This window comes from Acanthopleuribacter pedis, from assembly GCF_017377855.1.
In the GTDB taxonomy this organism is placed as follows: Bacteria; Acidobacteriota; Holophagae; order Acanthopleuribacterales; family Acanthopleuribacteraceae; genus Acanthopleuribacter; species Acanthopleuribacter pedis.
The window spans coordinates 273,586-289,403 of the sequence record NZ_JAFREP010000006.1 but is presented as its reverse complement, the minus strand read 5'-3'; the positions used below and the strand labels follow the sequence as shown (position 1 = coordinate 289,403).

15 protein-coding genes are annotated in these 15,818 nt (G+C 58.4%); 9 read left to right on the top strand and 6 right to left on the bottom strand.

The genetic code is table 11. The features are described from left to right. Window positions 1-52: 52 nt before the first annotated feature. Both J3U88_RS09180 and J3U88_RS09175 read left to right on the top strand, forming a co-directional pair. Window positions 53-622: an ECF-type sigma factor gene (locus J3U88_RS09180; RefSeq protein WP_207856557.1), complete on the top strand. Its 570-nt coding sequence runs from the start codon at window positions 53-55 to the stop codon at window positions 620-622. A gap of 6 nt (window positions 623-628) precedes the next feature. Then, window positions 629-3,226, top strand: coding sequence for a serine/threonine-protein kinase (locus J3U88_RS09175; protein ID WP_207856556.1), 2,598 nt, complete (start codon window positions 629-631; stop codon window positions 3,224-3,226). A gap of 23 nt (window positions 3,227-3,249) precedes the next feature. On the opposite strand, the gene J3U88_RS09170 is transcribed toward J3U88_RS09175, so the two are convergent. Together J3U88_RS09170 and J3U88_RS09165 are read right to left on the bottom strand one after the other, a co-directional pair. Continuing rightward, window positions 3,250-3,840 carry a GNAT family N-acetyltransferase gene (locus J3U88_RS09170; RefSeq protein ID WP_207856555.1) on the bottom strand — a complete coding sequence of 197 codons (591 nt, stop codon included), beginning with the start codon at window positions 3,838-3,840 and terminating at the stop codon, window positions 3,250-3,252. Window positions 3,841-4,103: 263 nt separating this feature from the next. Further along, entirely contained in the window at window positions 4,104-4,496 is a 393-nt protein-coding gene (locus J3U88_RS09165; protein WP_279382466.1) for a DUF3224 domain-containing protein, read from the bottom strand. Window positions 4,497-4,676: 180 nt separating this feature from the next. Between J3U88_RS09165 and J3U88_RS09160 the strand changes: the two genes are divergently transcribed. Next, window positions 4,677-5,495 (top strand): helix-turn-helix domain-containing protein, encoded by an 819-nt coding sequence (locus J3U88_RS09160; protein ID WP_207856553.1) that lies wholly within the window; start codon window positions 4,677-4,679, stop codon window positions 5,493-5,495. On the opposite strand, the gene J3U88_RS09155 is transcribed toward J3U88_RS09160, so the two are convergent. Both J3U88_RS09155 and J3U88_RS09150 read right to left on the bottom strand, forming a co-directional pair. Further along, a complete protein-coding gene (locus J3U88_RS09155) occupies window positions 5,492-6,028 on the bottom strand; it encodes a hypothetical protein (RefSeq protein ID WP_207856552.1) in 537 nt (178 codons plus the stop codon). The two genes, J3U88_RS09160 and J3U88_RS09155, sit on opposite strands and share 4 nt — an antisense overlap. Window positions 6,029-6,129: 101 nt before the next feature. Then, window positions 6,130-6,966: a PoNe immunity protein domain-containing protein gene (locus J3U88_RS09150; protein WP_207856551.1), complete on the bottom strand. Its 837-nt coding sequence runs from the start codon at window positions 6,964-6,966 to the stop codon at window positions 6,130-6,132. A gap of 532 nt (window positions 6,967-7,498) precedes the next feature. Between J3U88_RS09150 and J3U88_RS09145 the strand changes: the two genes are divergently transcribed. From J3U88_RS09145 to J3U88_RS09120, 6 genes are all read left to right on the top strand, one after another. Then, window positions 7,499-9,850, top strand: coding sequence for a type VI secretion system Vgr family protein (locus tag J3U88_RS09145; RefSeq protein WP_207856550.1), 2,352 nt, complete (start codon window positions 7,499-7,501; stop codon window positions 9,848-9,850). Window positions 9,851-9,862: 12 nt separating this feature from the next. Continuing rightward, entirely contained in the window at window positions 9,863-10,258 is a 396-nt protein-coding gene (locus J3U88_RS09140; protein ID WP_207856549.1) for a PAAR domain-containing protein, read from the top strand. Window positions 10,259-10,434: 176 nt separating this feature from the next. Continuing rightward, on the top strand, window positions 10,435-11,349 hold the full coding sequence (locus tag J3U88_RS09135; protein WP_207856548.1) for a DUF4123 domain-containing protein: 915 nt from the start codon (window positions 10,435-10,437) through the stop codon (window positions 11,347-11,349). Between the two features lie 42 nt (window positions 11,350-11,391). Then, the gene (locus J3U88_RS09130) at window positions 11,392-12,318 is read left to right on the top strand and encodes a hypothetical protein (protein ID WP_207856547.1); all 927 of its coding nucleotides are present in this window, start codon (window positions 11,392-11,394) and stop codon (window positions 12,316-12,318) included. Window positions 12,319-12,328: 10 nt separating this feature from the next. Continuing rightward, complete coding sequence (locus J3U88_RS09125) at window positions 12,329-12,820, top strand: hypothetical protein (protein WP_207856546.1); 492 nt, start codon at window positions 12,329-12,331, stop codon at window positions 12,818-12,820. 1 nt (window position 12,821) lies between these two features. Next, window positions 12,822-13,613, top strand: coding sequence for a cell division cycle protein 123 family protein (locus J3U88_RS09120; RefSeq protein ID WP_207856545.1), 792 nt, complete (start codon window positions 12,822-12,824; stop codon window positions 13,611-13,613). A gap of 77 nt (window positions 13,614-13,690) precedes the next feature. On the opposite strand, the gene J3U88_RS09115 is transcribed toward J3U88_RS09120, so the two are convergent. After that, window positions 13,691-14,617, bottom strand: a complete 927-nt coding sequence (locus J3U88_RS09115) for an alpha/beta hydrolase family protein (RefSeq protein ID WP_207856544.1) — start codon at window positions 14,615-14,617, stop codon at window positions 13,691-13,693. Between the two features lie 292 nt (window positions 14,618-14,909). Further along, complete coding sequence (locus J3U88_RS09110) at window positions 14,910-15,767, bottom strand: alpha/beta fold hydrolase (protein ID WP_207856543.1); 858 nt, start codon at window positions 15,765-15,767, stop codon at window positions 14,910-14,912. Window positions 15,768-15,818: the final 51 nt, after the last annotated feature.

Genomic DNA, 15,818 nt, shown 5'->3' with positions numbered 1-15,818 from the left:
TCCGCCGCCCAAACCCCGTTGAAACAGCATCTCGATGACAAGTAGGTTTGCCGTGTCCGCCTCCCCCCCGAACGACGAAGCCATCACCCAACTCCTCGAATCCTGGCAGCAAGGCGATCAGCAGGCCTTCGACGAGCTGCTGCCCCTGGTTTACACCCGGCTTAAAGCCATGTCGCGCAACTTCTTGCGCAATGAACGCGCCAACCACACCCTCTCCGCCACCGCGCTTGTCCACGAGGCCTATTTTAAAATGGTGGAACACGACCGCATGCGTTGGCAGGATCGCGCCCATTTTTTTGCCGTCACGGCCACCGTGATGCGCCGCATTTTGCTGAACCACGCGCGCAACCGCAAAGCCCAGAAACGCGGCGGCGGCGAGGTCAACCTCACCTTCGATGAAGCGCACGATCTGCTCCCCTCGCCCGAGGTGGATGTGCTGGCCCTCGAAGACGTGCTGCAAAAACTCAGCGAAAAAGACCCGCGCAAAGGCAAAATCGTCGAAATGCGCGTGTACGGCGGGCTCACCGAGGAAGAGGTGGCCGAGGTGCTCAAGGTCTCCGCCCCCACGGTCCGCCGCGAATGGCGCGCCGCCCGTGCTTGGCTCTTCCAAGCCCTGAGCTAACCCACCATGGATTGGGATCAATTCGAGCGCATTGACGCGGTGTTCCAACAGGTCTGCGACTTGCCCAAGGATGAACAAGCCAAGGCAGTCAACCGCCTCTGCGGCGACGACCCCAAGATGCTCCGAGCCGTGTGCGCCATGTTGCGCTCCGACGCCAATGCGGCGGAACAGGATTTCTTACTGGCCAAAACCAACCCCGCCGTCGGCGAGGACGACCGCCGCGTGGGCCCCTACCAGATCGGGGCCTTGCTGGGCGAAGGCGGTTGTGGCGTGGTTTATTTGGCCGACCAAACCGAACCGGTCGAACGCCGGGTCGCGCTGAAAATCATTAAACCCGGCATGAATACCCATCTGGTTTTGAAGCGGTTTAACCAGGAAAAACAGATGCTGGCCAACATGAGCCATCCCTACATCGCGCAGCTCTACGACGCCGGCGTAACCGCGAGCGGCCGGCCCTACTTCGCCATGGAGTACATTCAGGGCGAAAGCTTAACGGCCTTTTGTGACGAACACCAATTCACGCCGGGACGACGCCTCGACCTTTTTGTGCAGATCTGCGAGGCGGTGCGCTACTCCCACCAAAAAGGCGCCATTCACCGCGACCTCAAACCCGCCAACATTCTGGTCCAGCAGACCGAGGACGTGGTGGTCCCCAAAATCATTGATTTCGGCATTGCCAAATCACTGTTGACGCCCATGCCGCCCGAGGCCGCTTCACCTCATAACCAAAACCCGGAAACCATGGTGGGCTCTGCCATTGGAACCCTGGGTTACATGAGCCCCGAACAAACGCAACACCAGAACCAGGACATCGACGTGCGCGCCGACATTTACAGCCTGGGCGTGATTCTGTTTGAGCTGATGACGGGAAGTTTGCCGATTCCGGTGGCGACACTAAGACAACAACCGTGGCAAGAAGCCTTGGTGTTGATTCGCGAGCAGGCCGCGCCGCCGGCAAGCACACGCCTGGCCGGTTGGCAGCGCGACAAACAGCGCGAGGCGGCACGCCGCCGCGGCACCCAACCCCGCGCGTTAATCGCTTATTTGAAACAGGATATCGACTGGATCATCGCAAAAGCCCTGGCCAAGAACCGCGATCAACGCTACGCCGGCGTCAGCGATTTGCTGGCCGACATCCACGCCTTCCGCGGCTTCCGTCCCATCGAGGCCGCGCCCGACAGCCGCGCTTACCGTGTGCGCAAATGGCTGCAACGCAACCGCGTCCTCTTCGCCACAACCGGCGCGGTGATGGCGGCGCTGGTCGCCGGCACCGCCATGGCCGTCAACGGATTGGTGCAAGCCCGTCAAAGCCAAGCAACCGCCGTGCAGGAAGCAACACGGGCCAAACATTCGCTGGCCTTGTTGGAAGATTTTTTGACCTCGGTCGAGCCGGGGGAACGGGGTTATGAAACCCGTTTGCTCGATTTGTTGGACAGCTTCCGGGTTCGCCTGCGCGAGGAGGATTCCATCGATCCCCTCACCCAAGCTCATGTGTACCATGTGATGGGCCGGAGTTATACCAAGCTCGGCCAATTCGAACCGGCACGCGCCTGCTTGGAAAACGCACAGCGGATCCGATCCAACGCCCTGGGCGCGGACCACTTGGACAGCCTCGAAAGTCAATTGTTGTTGGCCAACCTGGATCGCGTCACCGGCAACCCCGCCGCCGCGGAAGCCGTTCACCGTGCCCTTTACAAGCAACTGGTCGACGGCCAGGGTGCGCGCCATCCCCTGGCGCTCCGCGCCTTGTCGGAACTTGCGCTGGACCGCCACGCGAGCGGCAACCCACAAGAAGCCTTGGCCAAAATGGTCCAGGTCGTCACCCTGCGTACCGAGGTGTTGGGGGCCGAAAACGAAGCTACCCAAAACGCCATGGACAGCCAAGCGGTACTGTTGACCGACTTGGGACGCCACGGGGAAGCGGAAGAGATTCACCGCAACATCCTTGCACTGAGAACCAAGCAATTCGGCAGCGATCATCCCAAAACACTGGTTTCGATGCACAACCTCGGCCGTAATCTGGCCAGACAAAACCGTCACGACGAGGCCCACGACCTCCTGGCCGAGGTGGTGCTGCGCGGGGCGCAGGTTTTGGGCGAAGATCATCCGCGCAACCTGAATTCCACCGCGCAATTGGGGCGTTCGCTGCTGGGTTTGAAACGGTATGCGGAGGCCGAGGCCTTGTACCGCGGGCTCTTGCCACGCCAAATCAAACGGGTCGGCGAAGACCACAGCTTGGTGCTGGGTACCAAAAACAACCTGTGTTTGGCGCTTTGGTATCAAAAACGGCACGGGGAGGCGGCCCGCCTTCAAGAGCAAATTTACCGTCAAAAAATAAAATTGCTCGGCCCGGACCATCCCAGCACCCTCAACAGCGGCAACAACTTGGCCTACATGTTGGGTGCAGGCGGTGAAACGGAAAAGGCGGAGCGCTTGGCGCGAGAGATTTTGGCGAAAATGAGTGCCCGCTTGGGGAGGGACGCCAAAAATGTGGTGGAAGTCGCGAAAACCCTCGTGGGCATCCTCAAACGCGCGGGCAAACACGATGAGGCCCGCGCGGTAACCAAAGCGTGGATCCCGCAAGAAGACAAACCACAGCCGTAATTAAGCACCTTATTTAGAAAGGTTTATCCAGGCAACGTGCAAGCCGGCGGTAACGGGATGGGTGGGGGAACCAGATCCGCGTGAAGGTCCTGGGTTTTGCCACTAAACACAAATTTCGGGTTCCTTAGACTGGGATCCTGAATCGCCGTGGACCCAATTTGGTAACCAAGTCTTCGGTATAACGCCAACTGACCACCCGTGGTATTGGTCATCCCCACGAATGAAGCAAACCCCTTGCGAAAGAAAAAGGATTGTCGCCGACGCACCAATTCGGTGCCGATCCCTTGGGACTGCATGAAGGGTGAGACAAAAAGCCCGGCGCAATAAAACGCATCTTCGGCCTTTAGGTGGGGCCAAAACCGAGAAAAAGGCAATGCCAAATCGAGCAAGGCCGTCGGGAAACCCAGGGCGGCCCCGATGATGCGGCCGTCGGCGCTAAAAGCCAGAACAACCACGCCGGAACGAATCGAAAGAAGCAATCGCTTGGCTAACTTTTCGGAACTCCAGGGTTCTCGATATTCGGGTGAGCCCAAGGTGCGCGAAATTAGTTCGCTTAACTGAGTGCTTGAAGAGCCAAGCATGGTTTCTTCAAGGTAACCGTAATGCACAGGCATGGCCTTACCTCAACACCTGCAATTTTTGTATAAATCCTCAGCTAAATTACATGAAATCACCCGGCGTTGCAGCAGAAAAAGCGCGGCCGATTATCATTTCTAACTTCGAACTAACCACCTCTATTAGAACCACTTAATCAACAACCGAACCCTCTTCAGTTATCCTCAATTCACACCAGATAAAAGCGCACAACCCCGAAAGTTCAAGCCGCGTCAAGGATCTCGACGGAGAAAAGGCGCCCAACCGTCGAGACCCGGACCCATCACTGGGGGAGTCGGTAGTGCATTTCGTAGAAGTGAAGGCCGTCCTTGATGATGATTTTCATCGTGCCCTCGATTCCGGCGAGTTCCCCCGACCCGGAGTTGGGCACCACCTCCAGTGTCTGCCGCTGTTCACCCTCGTGCATGGTGGCGGCATGCTGCACCACAAAACTACCGCTTTTCCCGTCGAGGCGACCGCTAATCTGTTCCATCGCCACATATGCCGCCGAGGACTTTACCGAGGTTCGCGCGCTTAGCATTTCGCCGACACCAACCCCTTCTAGGTCGCCGGAAAAGGTTTTGTCAAAACCCATCCGACCCAACACCACGCCTGCTTCACCCGTCATCGAACATTCCAGCGGTTTCAACCGCACCTCAAAAGAACCCTTCGCCATCAAAACTCCCCTTTGGTGGTCGCCCTCAACACCGGAACCCAAAAAAATCGCCGTTGCCAGCCATGTTGCGGTAACAATCACACGCCACCTCCTGAAATGGTGCCGGTACCCGGCATGCGTGTTAATTTAAGACGGCGGCCATCGGCCGGTATTGTAAAAACGCGACGAACCGAGGTCGGCATGGCCCCAAACCACCAGGAAATTCGCGGCGTGTTGCACCTGGCGCGCGGTCGCGATAACTACAACTTAACCCGTATCCCGCCCTCCCCGGCACTGGCGCCGTACATCGAACGTTATTGGTTGGTGGGCTGGGATTTACGCGGGCGCGAACCTCAAGTGCAGGAAAACATCCCCCACCCCAACGTCCATCTGGTGATTGAACAGGGCCGGAGCGAGATCGTGGGCGTGGTCACCCGTCGCTACACCCGGATTTTGGAGGGTGAGGGCCGTGTCATCGGGGTCAAATTCCATCCCGGCGGTTTTTATCCGTTTCTTAAGAAACCGATCACCTCCCTAACCGACCAAACGCTGCCCCCCGCGCACCTGTTCGGCGCCGCCTTCAACGACCTAGAAAACGCTGTGCTTTCCGGCGCCACCCACGCGGAACAAGTCCACCATTTGGAACGCTTCCTCAAGGCGCAACAGCCCGACCGGGCGGGGGTCACCGATGAGGTGCGCCTCGCAACGGAAATCACTCACTGGATCGCCGCCCATCCCGAGGTAACCAAGGTCGACCAAATCGCCGACCATTTCGCTGTCTCCAAACGCCGACTGCAACGTTTGTTTCAAAAATTCGTGGGTATCGGTCCCAAGTGGGTCATTAAAAAGTACCGCCTCCACGAGGCCTTGGCCCAATGCGAAACCGCGCCCCCCAATTGGACCGATTTGGCCTACACACTGGGTTACAGCGATCAGGCCCATTTCATCAAAGATTTTAAGGCGCTTACCGGGCACACGCCGACCGCCTACCTACGCCGAAACCAACACCCGCGGGATTAAGGCGCCAAAATAAACAGGTCGGCACCCTCTTCTAGGTTGCGATACCCTTTCATCACAAAATCACGGTAAAAGGTTCCGCTGCTGGTGTAGGTCCGGCCCGCAACCACGACAGGCACGCCGTGATTGAGGATTTGGCACAACACCCGAAAATTCCCAGCCAAAGCATCCCAATTTTTGGGGTCCTTGTTTTCCCGTTCCCATGTGGCGACGTCCTTGTCGGGCACCACCCATTCTTTGATAGGCACAAAGAGTTCCACGCCGCCCTTATCCAAGCCAAGCCGAAAGTGGTCGTCGTCCGACAGTAAGGTTTCAAGGAACTGCTTTTCAAAACCCAGCAAAGGCGTCGGCCATCCCTGATCGCGTGCCCACTGCTTTGGCGCTTTCTTCAACGGCGTTTTCTTGCAGTGTTTTGGGTGGAACCCGTGGGGACAATTCCAATTGGTCAACAAGCGGCCGGCAAGGTGCGCCTTCTCTGCCGCCAAGCGTTCGTTGACACCGACGCGTCGGTAAATCCACACCAAGTCCAGTTCCACGCGGCACCTCCCAAAGGCGTATTCAAAAAGGCTTTGCTCAAAAATACCTGAGCCCAACCAAAAAGAGAACGGCGGCGACCCAAGCGCGTGCTTAGGCCGGCCTAATCCTCAAGGGAAACGCCGAGTTCCATCGAGGGTTTGGCGATCTCCGGGGGGGTGATTTCCGGGGGTTCCACCTGGACACCCAAATCGGGATCGCGGTGGCCGGCCAGGTCGCCGGGGTACAGCATGTTCATCGCAAAAGCTTCATCGCTGAAACCCAGTTCGTGGACCACCGCGGCCAGGGCAAAGGACCAAAAGCCGAAATATTGGCCGTCGTTATCCATGTGGGATTGGCTCCAAGGCAAGGACTCAGTGCCCTCGCGGTAGCGATCCAAAAACCGCAGCACGGCCAAAAGGCGGTCATCGTCGTTTTCAACCTGGCAAACATCTTTAAGGGCTTCGTAGGGCTCGGGATGGAGCAGGGTTTCGACCGGCTCGCGGCCGGCGTCCCAGCAGGAAATCAGGAAATCCAACACAAAGTCACGAGGCGGTGTTTTGCCGGCCGGGGCGGCCTCAACCACCTTAACCACGGCTTCGAACCATTCGCGCGGTACGTCGAACAAAAGCCCTAAAGCAAGGATCTCAACGGCATAGGTATATTGTTCTAAATCGTTTAAGTCAAGCGGTTGAAAACCGGGACTCTGTTGGTAGGCGCACAACGCTTTGAGACACTCGGCAAACAACTGTTTGACCTCGTCCAGGTTTCCGCCGGCTGAATACAACGAAACCGCCAATTTATAACGGCGGATGAACAGCGGATAGAGGTACAAGGCGGTGTCGCCGTTGTTTTCCTCCGCCTCGCGCACCGACGCCTCAAATTCGGCTACACTCTTTTTTCGCCGCGCTACATCTTGCTCGAAGTAACCCTCGGATGCGAAAAACGCACGATGTGCCATCCTTCCCTCCCAATTACGTGATCGCCATGTTGTGAAAACCCAACCTCAGTGTACGCGATGAAAGAGGCCGCGGTTTATTTTTTTTAAAATTCCCAACAACTCATTCTTTAACAGATCTTTACATTAATCATACTCAGCCAAGCACCCTAAAATCAGCGCTCTTTGAAATTTTTTTTGAAGAAAATAGCCCATCTCTGTCGTAATCTTTGTAAGAAGCCCAACGGTTATCATACGGATCGGGGTCTGCCGTCCCACCACAACCCTTTTCCCGGCAAGCGTCCTTTTTACACCGACTTGCTCCACGGGATTCGCGCAAACCAGGCGAATGGGGTGCTCGGGACAAGCGTCTCGGCCGTCGTTGGATTTCCCACGTTTACGCCATTTTTTTATCACATCGCTTTTCTTCATTTAGAAGGCTTTATTTTATACGGCGAGCGGCGAACCTTTATTTCACGCCGCAACGACAACATATGCTGTCGTTTTTCGCCGAAACCAACCGTTCATCAGCTTATGGTACAAAAAGAGGTCCTACATGAGTGTTTTCCACAAACACAACGTCGACGATATTCTGTGGCGGGGCCCGGGCGAACACATTAAGGTGTTGCGTTACGGGCTGGAGGAACGCCTGCACCAAATCGGGGTACTTTGGGTCGAAATCGAATCCCGAGGTCTGGTGCCGGCGGCGGCTTTTATCAACCAATTCGCGGGCATCGACGTGATGGCCGGCAAAGAACAAACCACACCACGTCCCATCAACGGCATCGTCACCCAGGTACGCCAATTGCGCGGCGGTTTCCACGACACCGACGATCCCACCCAGCAACAGTACCGCTATCGCCTGGAAATCAAACCCAAAATGAGCCTGCTGGGCAAAACCAAACGCTCGCGCATCTTTCAACACAAAACCGCCCAAGACATTATCAGCGAGGTCTGCGGCGCCATGGGTGTCCCCTTCGAATGGCGCACCACCGACAGCTTCCCCGAACGGGAATACTGCGTGCAATACGACGAAAGCGACCTCAACTTCGTCAAACGCCTGCTTGAGGACGAGGGCGCTTACTTTTTCTACGACCACTTCAGCCGCAATATCGTTTTTGCCGACGCCCCAAGCGCCCACCAACCCTGTCAGCCCCACGCGGTGGCGAGTTACGACGAGGAAGGGCAAGTCAAAGAAAAGGACGAGGAAGTGGTGATGTCGGCCGAGTTTGTGTTGAACGTGGTTTCCGGCAAAGTGGCCTGCCACGATTACAACTACCAAACCTCGTCGACCCAACTCAACTCGGGGCAAACCAACGCCGCGCCGGCCGCCTTGGCCGACCTGGAAATTTACGACCACAACACGCTTCATGCCGACGGCGGCAAAGGCGACCGCATGGCCAAAATCCGCGCCGAATCCCATTTGGCGGAAATGTGCGCGCTCAGCACCCACGGCAACACGCGCTCCTTTGCCACGGGCGCGACCTTCACGCTCGAAAACCACTTCGATGAAGAACTCAACACGACCTGGCTGATCAAATCGCTGCGCATCGAAGGCGAACAAGGGGATTTCCGCTGCTGGTCCGAATGCTGCCCCACCGGCAACGTGTTTCGCCCGCGCGCGGAAACACCGCGTCCCCGCGTGCACGGTCTGCAAACCGCCACCATCACCGGGCCCGGCGGCAGCGAGGTTTACCTGGACCAAATGGGCCGCTGCAAACTGCAATTCCACTGGGATCGCGAGGGGCCCGGCAACGACCGTTCCTCGATGTGGGTGCGCGTCAGCAACAACTACGCGGGCCGCGATTACGGCATTCAGTTCATTCCCCGCGTCGGCCACGAGGTGCTGGTGGAGTTTCTGATGGGGAACCCGGATCACCCGGTCGTCTGCGGCCGGGTCTACAACGACAACCAAGCCGCACCGCTCGGCCCGGAAAAAAAATACCAGAACGCGATTAAAACCATCAAAGACCACCACATCATCTTTGACGATTCGGACGGCAAAGAGATGTTCGACATGCGTTCCCAGAAGGACATGCAAATCCTGGTGGTCAACGACCAAACCCGCACGGTCGGCAACAACCAAGCCACCATGGTCGGCGTCAATCAGAGCTTGGCGGTGGGCAACAACCGCTTGATGACGGTGGGCAACAACCAAGGTTTGAACGTGGGCAACAACCAGGCGATTACGGTTGCGGTCGACCAAGGCACCGCGGTGGGCAACGACAAAGCGGTGGCGGTGGGCAACAACCACACCGAACAAATCGCCAACGACCAGGTGACCCTGATCGGCAACGTGCAGAACACCGGGATCGGCGTGGATCAAATCACCCAAATCGGTGTCAACCGCGGTTTGCAGGTGGGCGTGGATCAGTCGGAAGTCATCGGCAACAACCACAGTGAAATCGTCGGCAACGACCACAGCGTGGTGGTGGGCAACGACAAAGTGGAAACCATCGGCAACATCAAACGGGAAACCATCGGCGGTAGCAAGGCACAACTCATCGGTGATAGCAAAAGCGTCAACATCGCCGAAAACTACTCGGCCAACATCGGCAAGGTCAAAATGGTGAACGTCGCCAAGGCCTCGGTGGAAAACGTGATGCAAGCCAAAGCCTTAACCGTGGCGGGCGCCTACATGGTGCAGGTCGGCGGGGCACACAACATGATGGTCGGCATCTCCCACACGGAGGAAGCCCTGGTGATGCGCAAAATCATGGCCGGGGTGATGCTCGGGCTGAAATGCGGCCCGGCCAAAATCTCGATGAACCGCGCCGGTGTCATTAATATCGAAGGCACCACCATCAATATCAAAGCCAAGGCGGCGTTGAACCTGGAAGGCGGCACCGTGGCGATCAAAGCCAAGGGCAACGTCACCGTCCAAGGCTCAATGATCAGCTTGAACTAGAGAGGGTCAACCATGGGAAAACCGGCGGCACGATTCAGTGACAGCACCGTGTGTCCCCTGCCGATGCACGGCAAAGGGGCCTTGTACCAAGGCGCGACCTCGGTGGTGATCAACAAACAAGCGGCGGCGCGGGTCGGCGACATGGCAATGTGTCCCGGTTCCGCGGCGGCACCCCAAACCATGTCCTCGGCCAAAGGCGGCGGCGCGGCCATGGCCGGCGGCGATTGCGACGGCGGCAAATGCGATGAAGGCCCCGCGGGCGGCGCGGGCGGCGGTGGCGCGGACATCGTCGCCATGGGCAGCGGAACGGTCTTCATCGAAGGTCTGCCCGCGGCGCGCATGGGCGATCAAATGGCGCACGGCGGGAAAATCGTCAGCGGTTCAAGCAATGTCGTCATCGGTGGATAACTTCCGGTCGTGTTAGAGTGCTCTCATCTTATCGTTCGGGAGCCATTACCGTGAATGCAGTCATTTTTCGCCAACGCGGATTTTTCCGCCTCGGGTTCATCGTGTTATGCGCGATGTTCGTGGCGAAGGCCCCCGGGCTTTTCGCCGACTCCCGCACATCCATCGAAGAGGTTTCCATGTTAGAACACGAATCTGGACTCGCAGAAGAACCGGCCACCTGGAGCGAATTGCTCGACAGTGCCGAACAGGGCCGTTTGTACGCGGTCATCGACGCCTGCAACATGCCGCCGGTTTTGAAAAAAGCGGAAAACTATCCCGCGGTGTGCCTGCACGGCGGACCCAAGGACAAGGGCCGGTGGCCCAGCGCGCCCTGGCTGTTCAAAGCTGACGCGGCACTGATCGACTGGGTGCGCGAGGACCTGTTTGCCGAGCCCTGGGGTTTTTTCCTCGAAAGCAACGCAACGATGAACGAGGTGCACGAGCATTTAAAAAACTTCGAACACATCGCCGATCTGGAAAAACGCAAATACCTGTTTCGTTATTACGATCCCCGCATTCTGTCGCCCTTCTTGCTCAGTTCCACCGCCCCCGAGGTGCGTCATTTCTTCGGCCCGGCCCAACGCATCACGGCGGGCACGGCGCAACTGAGCCTGGTTCACTACAGCACCGTGTCCCGCATTGAAAACGAAACCTATCCGTACCGCACCATGCGGTTGACCGAGGCCCACAACAGTGCCTTTTTCACCTACGACGAGGAACGGTTTCTCAAGGAAGTGATTGCCTTCATCCTCGACGAATTCCCCAAAAAACGCGACCTCGACCCCGACACCCTCGAAATGTGGTGCGAGGGCGGCATCCAACGGGCGCGCCGCAACGGTTTCGTTCTGGCCAAGGACATCATGGCGTTTGTGGCCTTGATGTTCCGCTTTGCACCCGACTTCGACCAAGACGAACAGGTACGCGCGATTCTCGACGACGAGGCCGTCGCGCAGGACCAAAAACTCCGCGCGTTGCTGGACCGCATCAGCGACGACCATTGGATGAACATCATCGCCAAAGGCGATCCCTCGGCTTGGTTCGAGGACGACTAAACCAAAAGCTACGAATGATTAGTACCGTCCTGAGAGGAAATTATGGGTTTAAACAATGCCACCGGGGATTTGGTCATTCCCGACACCATGTCCGCGCGTTTGGAGGAATTGCTCAAAAAGCTGAAAGGCGAAATGGGCGAGGCCGTCACGCAGGGCGTGCTCGACATCGCGGGGATCTTTGACCCCACGCCGGTTTCCGACCTCGCCGGTGGTTTGTTTAGCTTGTGGCGCGGCGATTTCGTCGGCGCCGGTTTGTCGGTGGTCTCGATGGTGCCCTACGTGGGCGACGCCGTCGGCAAAACCGGCAAGCTGGCCAAGCTGTTCAAAACGGTTCAAAAGATGCAAGATCGCTTGAAGTCGATGAAGGCCATTTTCAAGCACATCGAAAAGGCAATCGATCCGGCGACGGCGCGACGCATCAAAAGGTTGATCGGCCAGTTGGACGCCATCAACCAAAAATGGGATTCAGCAGTAAGCGCGGTGGAAGATAGGCTCAAAGGTTTGTTCAAGGGCCGCAACGACGAGTTGCTGGAAAACGCGCAGCGACGCGTGGCGGATAGAAACAAGGAAGGCTGCGCCAAAAAACACCAGCGCCAGACCATGGAAGCGGAGGAGCGCAAAACGGGCGCACACCGCGACACCAAGGGACCGGACAACCGACCGGACGGCACCTACGCGGAGTCGAACCACTCCCCGGCCAATTCCTCGAACCCGACCGTGAGAACGGACGACGGCGGGGCCTTCCAAATGAACTCCCAGGACCACGCGCGCGCGGCCACCACCGGCAGTTCCCACGAGGCTAAATTGTTCCGCGGCGTTCAGGAAGAGATGAACGGTCAGGGTTACTTGAAGGAAGCGGTCGAGATGGACCGCACCGATTCGGCGCTGAAATTTGGCGACGAGTACGATCTCCAGTACGACGACCTGCAGGACAATTTTTGGACCGACGCCAAACTGGACGAATTTTAGGAGGCCGCCCATGAGACTCGACATGCATCCCTACCAAGGTGTGGGCCCGATCCAGTTCGGCATGACCCGCGAGCAAGTGCGCAAAGCCGCGAGCGAGCCGGCACACCCGTTCCGCAAGAACATGTTCAGCTTGTGCGATACCGATGAATTCACCAAAGCCAGGGTCCATGTGTTTTACGAGGCCGAGGGCGACACCGTGGAGGCGATTGAGATTTGGCAGCCGGCCAAACCCACCCTGGGCGGCGCCACCTTACTGGACAAACCCATTGTGCTGTTGCGGCAGCAACTGCTGGAAACGGATCCCGAGATGGCGGAAGAAAAGGTGGGCGAGTTGCAGTCGGACAAGCTGGGTTTGTGCGTGTGGGCACCGACGGCCGACGCGGACCCGCACCTGCCACCGCGTTCGGTGATGATGTTTTGCCGCGGTTACTGGGACAATTTTGAGGAAAAACGCAAAAACGCGATGCTGCACGTGATGAAAAAGTTGGCGGAAGGCTCCTAGCATGGTGCCGTGGAGCCTGGAGACCTTCTGGGAACGCATCGCCCCGACCTTTATTGAAAACTGGCCGCAAGCCTTGCGCGAGCGTTCCCTGCCCGCGCTGGACTTACAGGTTCCCTGGGACGAGCTGCTGGCGGCAATGTCGCATAGCAAATACCGCGGCTGGTTTCCCAACCTCCAGCCGCATCTGTCGCTGGATGCCTTGGAAGAACGCATCGACGCGGGTTTGGCGCAAATCGGTGGGCCGGCCTTTTTGCGGCTGGGTTCACGCAGCCCCAAGGACGGGCTCCAGGCGCAACAGTTCGGGTTACGCATCGAACACGGCCATCAGGGCGTGCGCCTGCTGACAAGCGATTCGCGCCGCGCGGCGTTCGACATCCGCTGCGCCATGGATTACAGCACCATGCCGCGGCTGTTTCTGCGCCCGTGGCGAACCATCCCGACCTGGAGCGAGTTCCGCTGCTTCATCCAAGGCGGCGAGGTGGTCGGCATCTCGCAATACGATTTCCGCGACCTAGGCCGTTCCGAAATCATCGTGCAACACGCGGAGCGCATCGAAGCGGTGTTGCGCGAGGCGTTGGCGGCCATGCTTCCCGAGTTCCATTTACCCGACATCATCGCCGATCTTATCTTGGTTCCCAATGAAGACGACAGAAAAGAAATTACCAAGGACGCTGTAACCAACAATCGCTTCGACGCAATGCTCCTGGAACTCAACCCATTCATTGTCCAGACCAACCCCGCCCTCTTCACTTGGCTGGAACCCTTCGACAGGCGTTTCCGGTTCATTCACTGAGGGCTTTTCATCCAGAAAGGATGAGGCTATTGGCTTCTTAGCGTTAAACCTCAACCCTTGCAGTCTTTCCGATGAACTCAATACCCAAGGCGATCCAGTTGGACGGATGTTGTTAGGTCTTTGCAGTTGAAGTGGCCGTAGGGGGTTTCGCTGTAGACGGTTTCGCCGTCTTGGCCGTTGATGCGGGCGGTGTAGCGGCCGTAGACGAGGCCGCCGAAACCGACGATTTCGTCGACGGTTGACCAGATGGTATAGACCTTGGCGCCTTCGAAACCCGTGGTGCGGTTGAGGTCGGTGAGGAAACGGCTGACGCTGTAGGGTCCCCACACGCCGGCCATGTAGCCGGGGTAGAAGCCGTTGGTGGCGCCGCAGGTGGGGGTGCTGGGTCCGGTGAAATAGCAGGAAGCCAGGCCGTGGTTGGCGCCCGCGATGCCGATGAAGGTGTTGATGCGCGCGGTTAAGGGGCTGCCGAGGTTGTAGGTTCCGCCGTCGGCGCTGTCATTGCCGCCACCGCCTTTGATGGCTTTTCTGGCCAGGGTGACCCCCATTGAGTGGGTGATGACGTCGACTTGGGATGCGCCGGTGTAGGCCAAGACGGCCTCGATGAAGGCGCGGGTGCGGTCGAGATAGCTGTAGGAATGGTATTGCAGAGAAGCAAGGGCCGGGTTGGCCGGTCCCCAGGTGGTGGCGTAGAGTTCGGCTTCGCTGTAGCCGGCGGCGAGGAAGGCGTCGCGCGAGGCACGCCAACCGGTTTGGCCGAAGGTGCGGCCCCAGGCACGGTCGCCGTTGCCATGGACGAAAATGACGGGGCGGCGGTTGACGGCCTGGCCGGCGGTGGTTTTTCCGCCAAAACTGCCGCCGTCGAGATCGTCGCGGGCGAAGTCGTAGGCGGCGTAACCGTTGGCGTTCAGCCAGTTGCGGAAGTCACCGCTGAGTGTCGGCGCGGTTTGGGCGAAAGCCGGGGCAAAAAAAACACAAACGAACAACATACGAAAAACAGACATAGATATCTCCTTACCCGCACTTCTCGCCGAGTTCAAATCTATGGAGAATCGCGAGTCGTCCCCGGCCGGTTCAAACATCAGAAACGCACCCCGGCCGCGGCGAGCGGGTTGTGCAGCGCTTGCTCGTGAAGGGTCCGTTTCACTCTGTTTGTCTCACCGAGGGATTGGCTAAGGACCGAAATCCATTGAGATTAAGTTCAGGATAGACCGCCAAACGTGCGCCACACCATTGAGCAACGGTTTCTAGAAATAAAACACGTTGGCGATTTTTATTTTGAGGCAGTCATTCTGATTAAAAGGTTGGTGCGGTGAAGGCTAGGATCGCCGCCGCGGTCGCCTCGACGCTGTCGATGATGCACAAATGGCCGGCCTTTGGCAGCACCACGGTTTTGGCGTTGGGAATCGCTTCCCCGAGTTTGCGGCCGTTGGCGACCGGCACAACGCGGTCCAACGCGCCGTGAAGCACCAAGGTCGGCACGGCGATGTTTTGCACAACGGCGCTTTGGTCGAAAAAGAAACCCGCCATGGCGTGTTTTTGGACAGTTGTCGGCGGCGGTTGGTAGGCGGCCTCGCGCGCTACCAGTTCCCCATGGCGCTTGGGGTGGTCGGCCTCGAAGTCGGGACGCAAGGCCAGCACGTAACCCTTGCGCACGGCCGCCTCACGCGGCAAGGTCGCCGAGGTCGCGAAGAATTGCAGTACTTCCTGATCCGGCACCACATGGGCTTTGCCGCCGATGCTGGAACCCATCAGCACCAATTTGTCGACGCGCTCCGGGAACTGCAGTGCCATTGATTGCGCCACAAACCCGCCCAACGAAATGCCGGCCACCTGGCAACGGCGTATGTTGAGATGATCCAGCAGTGTCGCGGCGTGGCGCGCGAGGTCGGCCACGGTGCCGGCGGGTTGGTGAGCGCTGCTGCAACCCAAACCGGCGGGGTCAAAACGGATCACGCGATGGTGGGCGGTTAGTTTGGGCAACAGATCGTCCCAAACCGACATGCGGTTGCCGAGCCCGCCGATCAACAACAGCGGGGGCCCCTCCCCGGTTACCTCGTGGCACAGGTCGCCGCCGTTCAACGCCGGCGTGGTTTGCGACCACAGCCAGGCCGGTGCCGTCAGGCCCAAAAAAAGCAAAAATCCAAAACGCACGGTTCCCCCTTGCCCATGGGGCGAGCGGTTAACCGCCCGCCCTAACCCGCA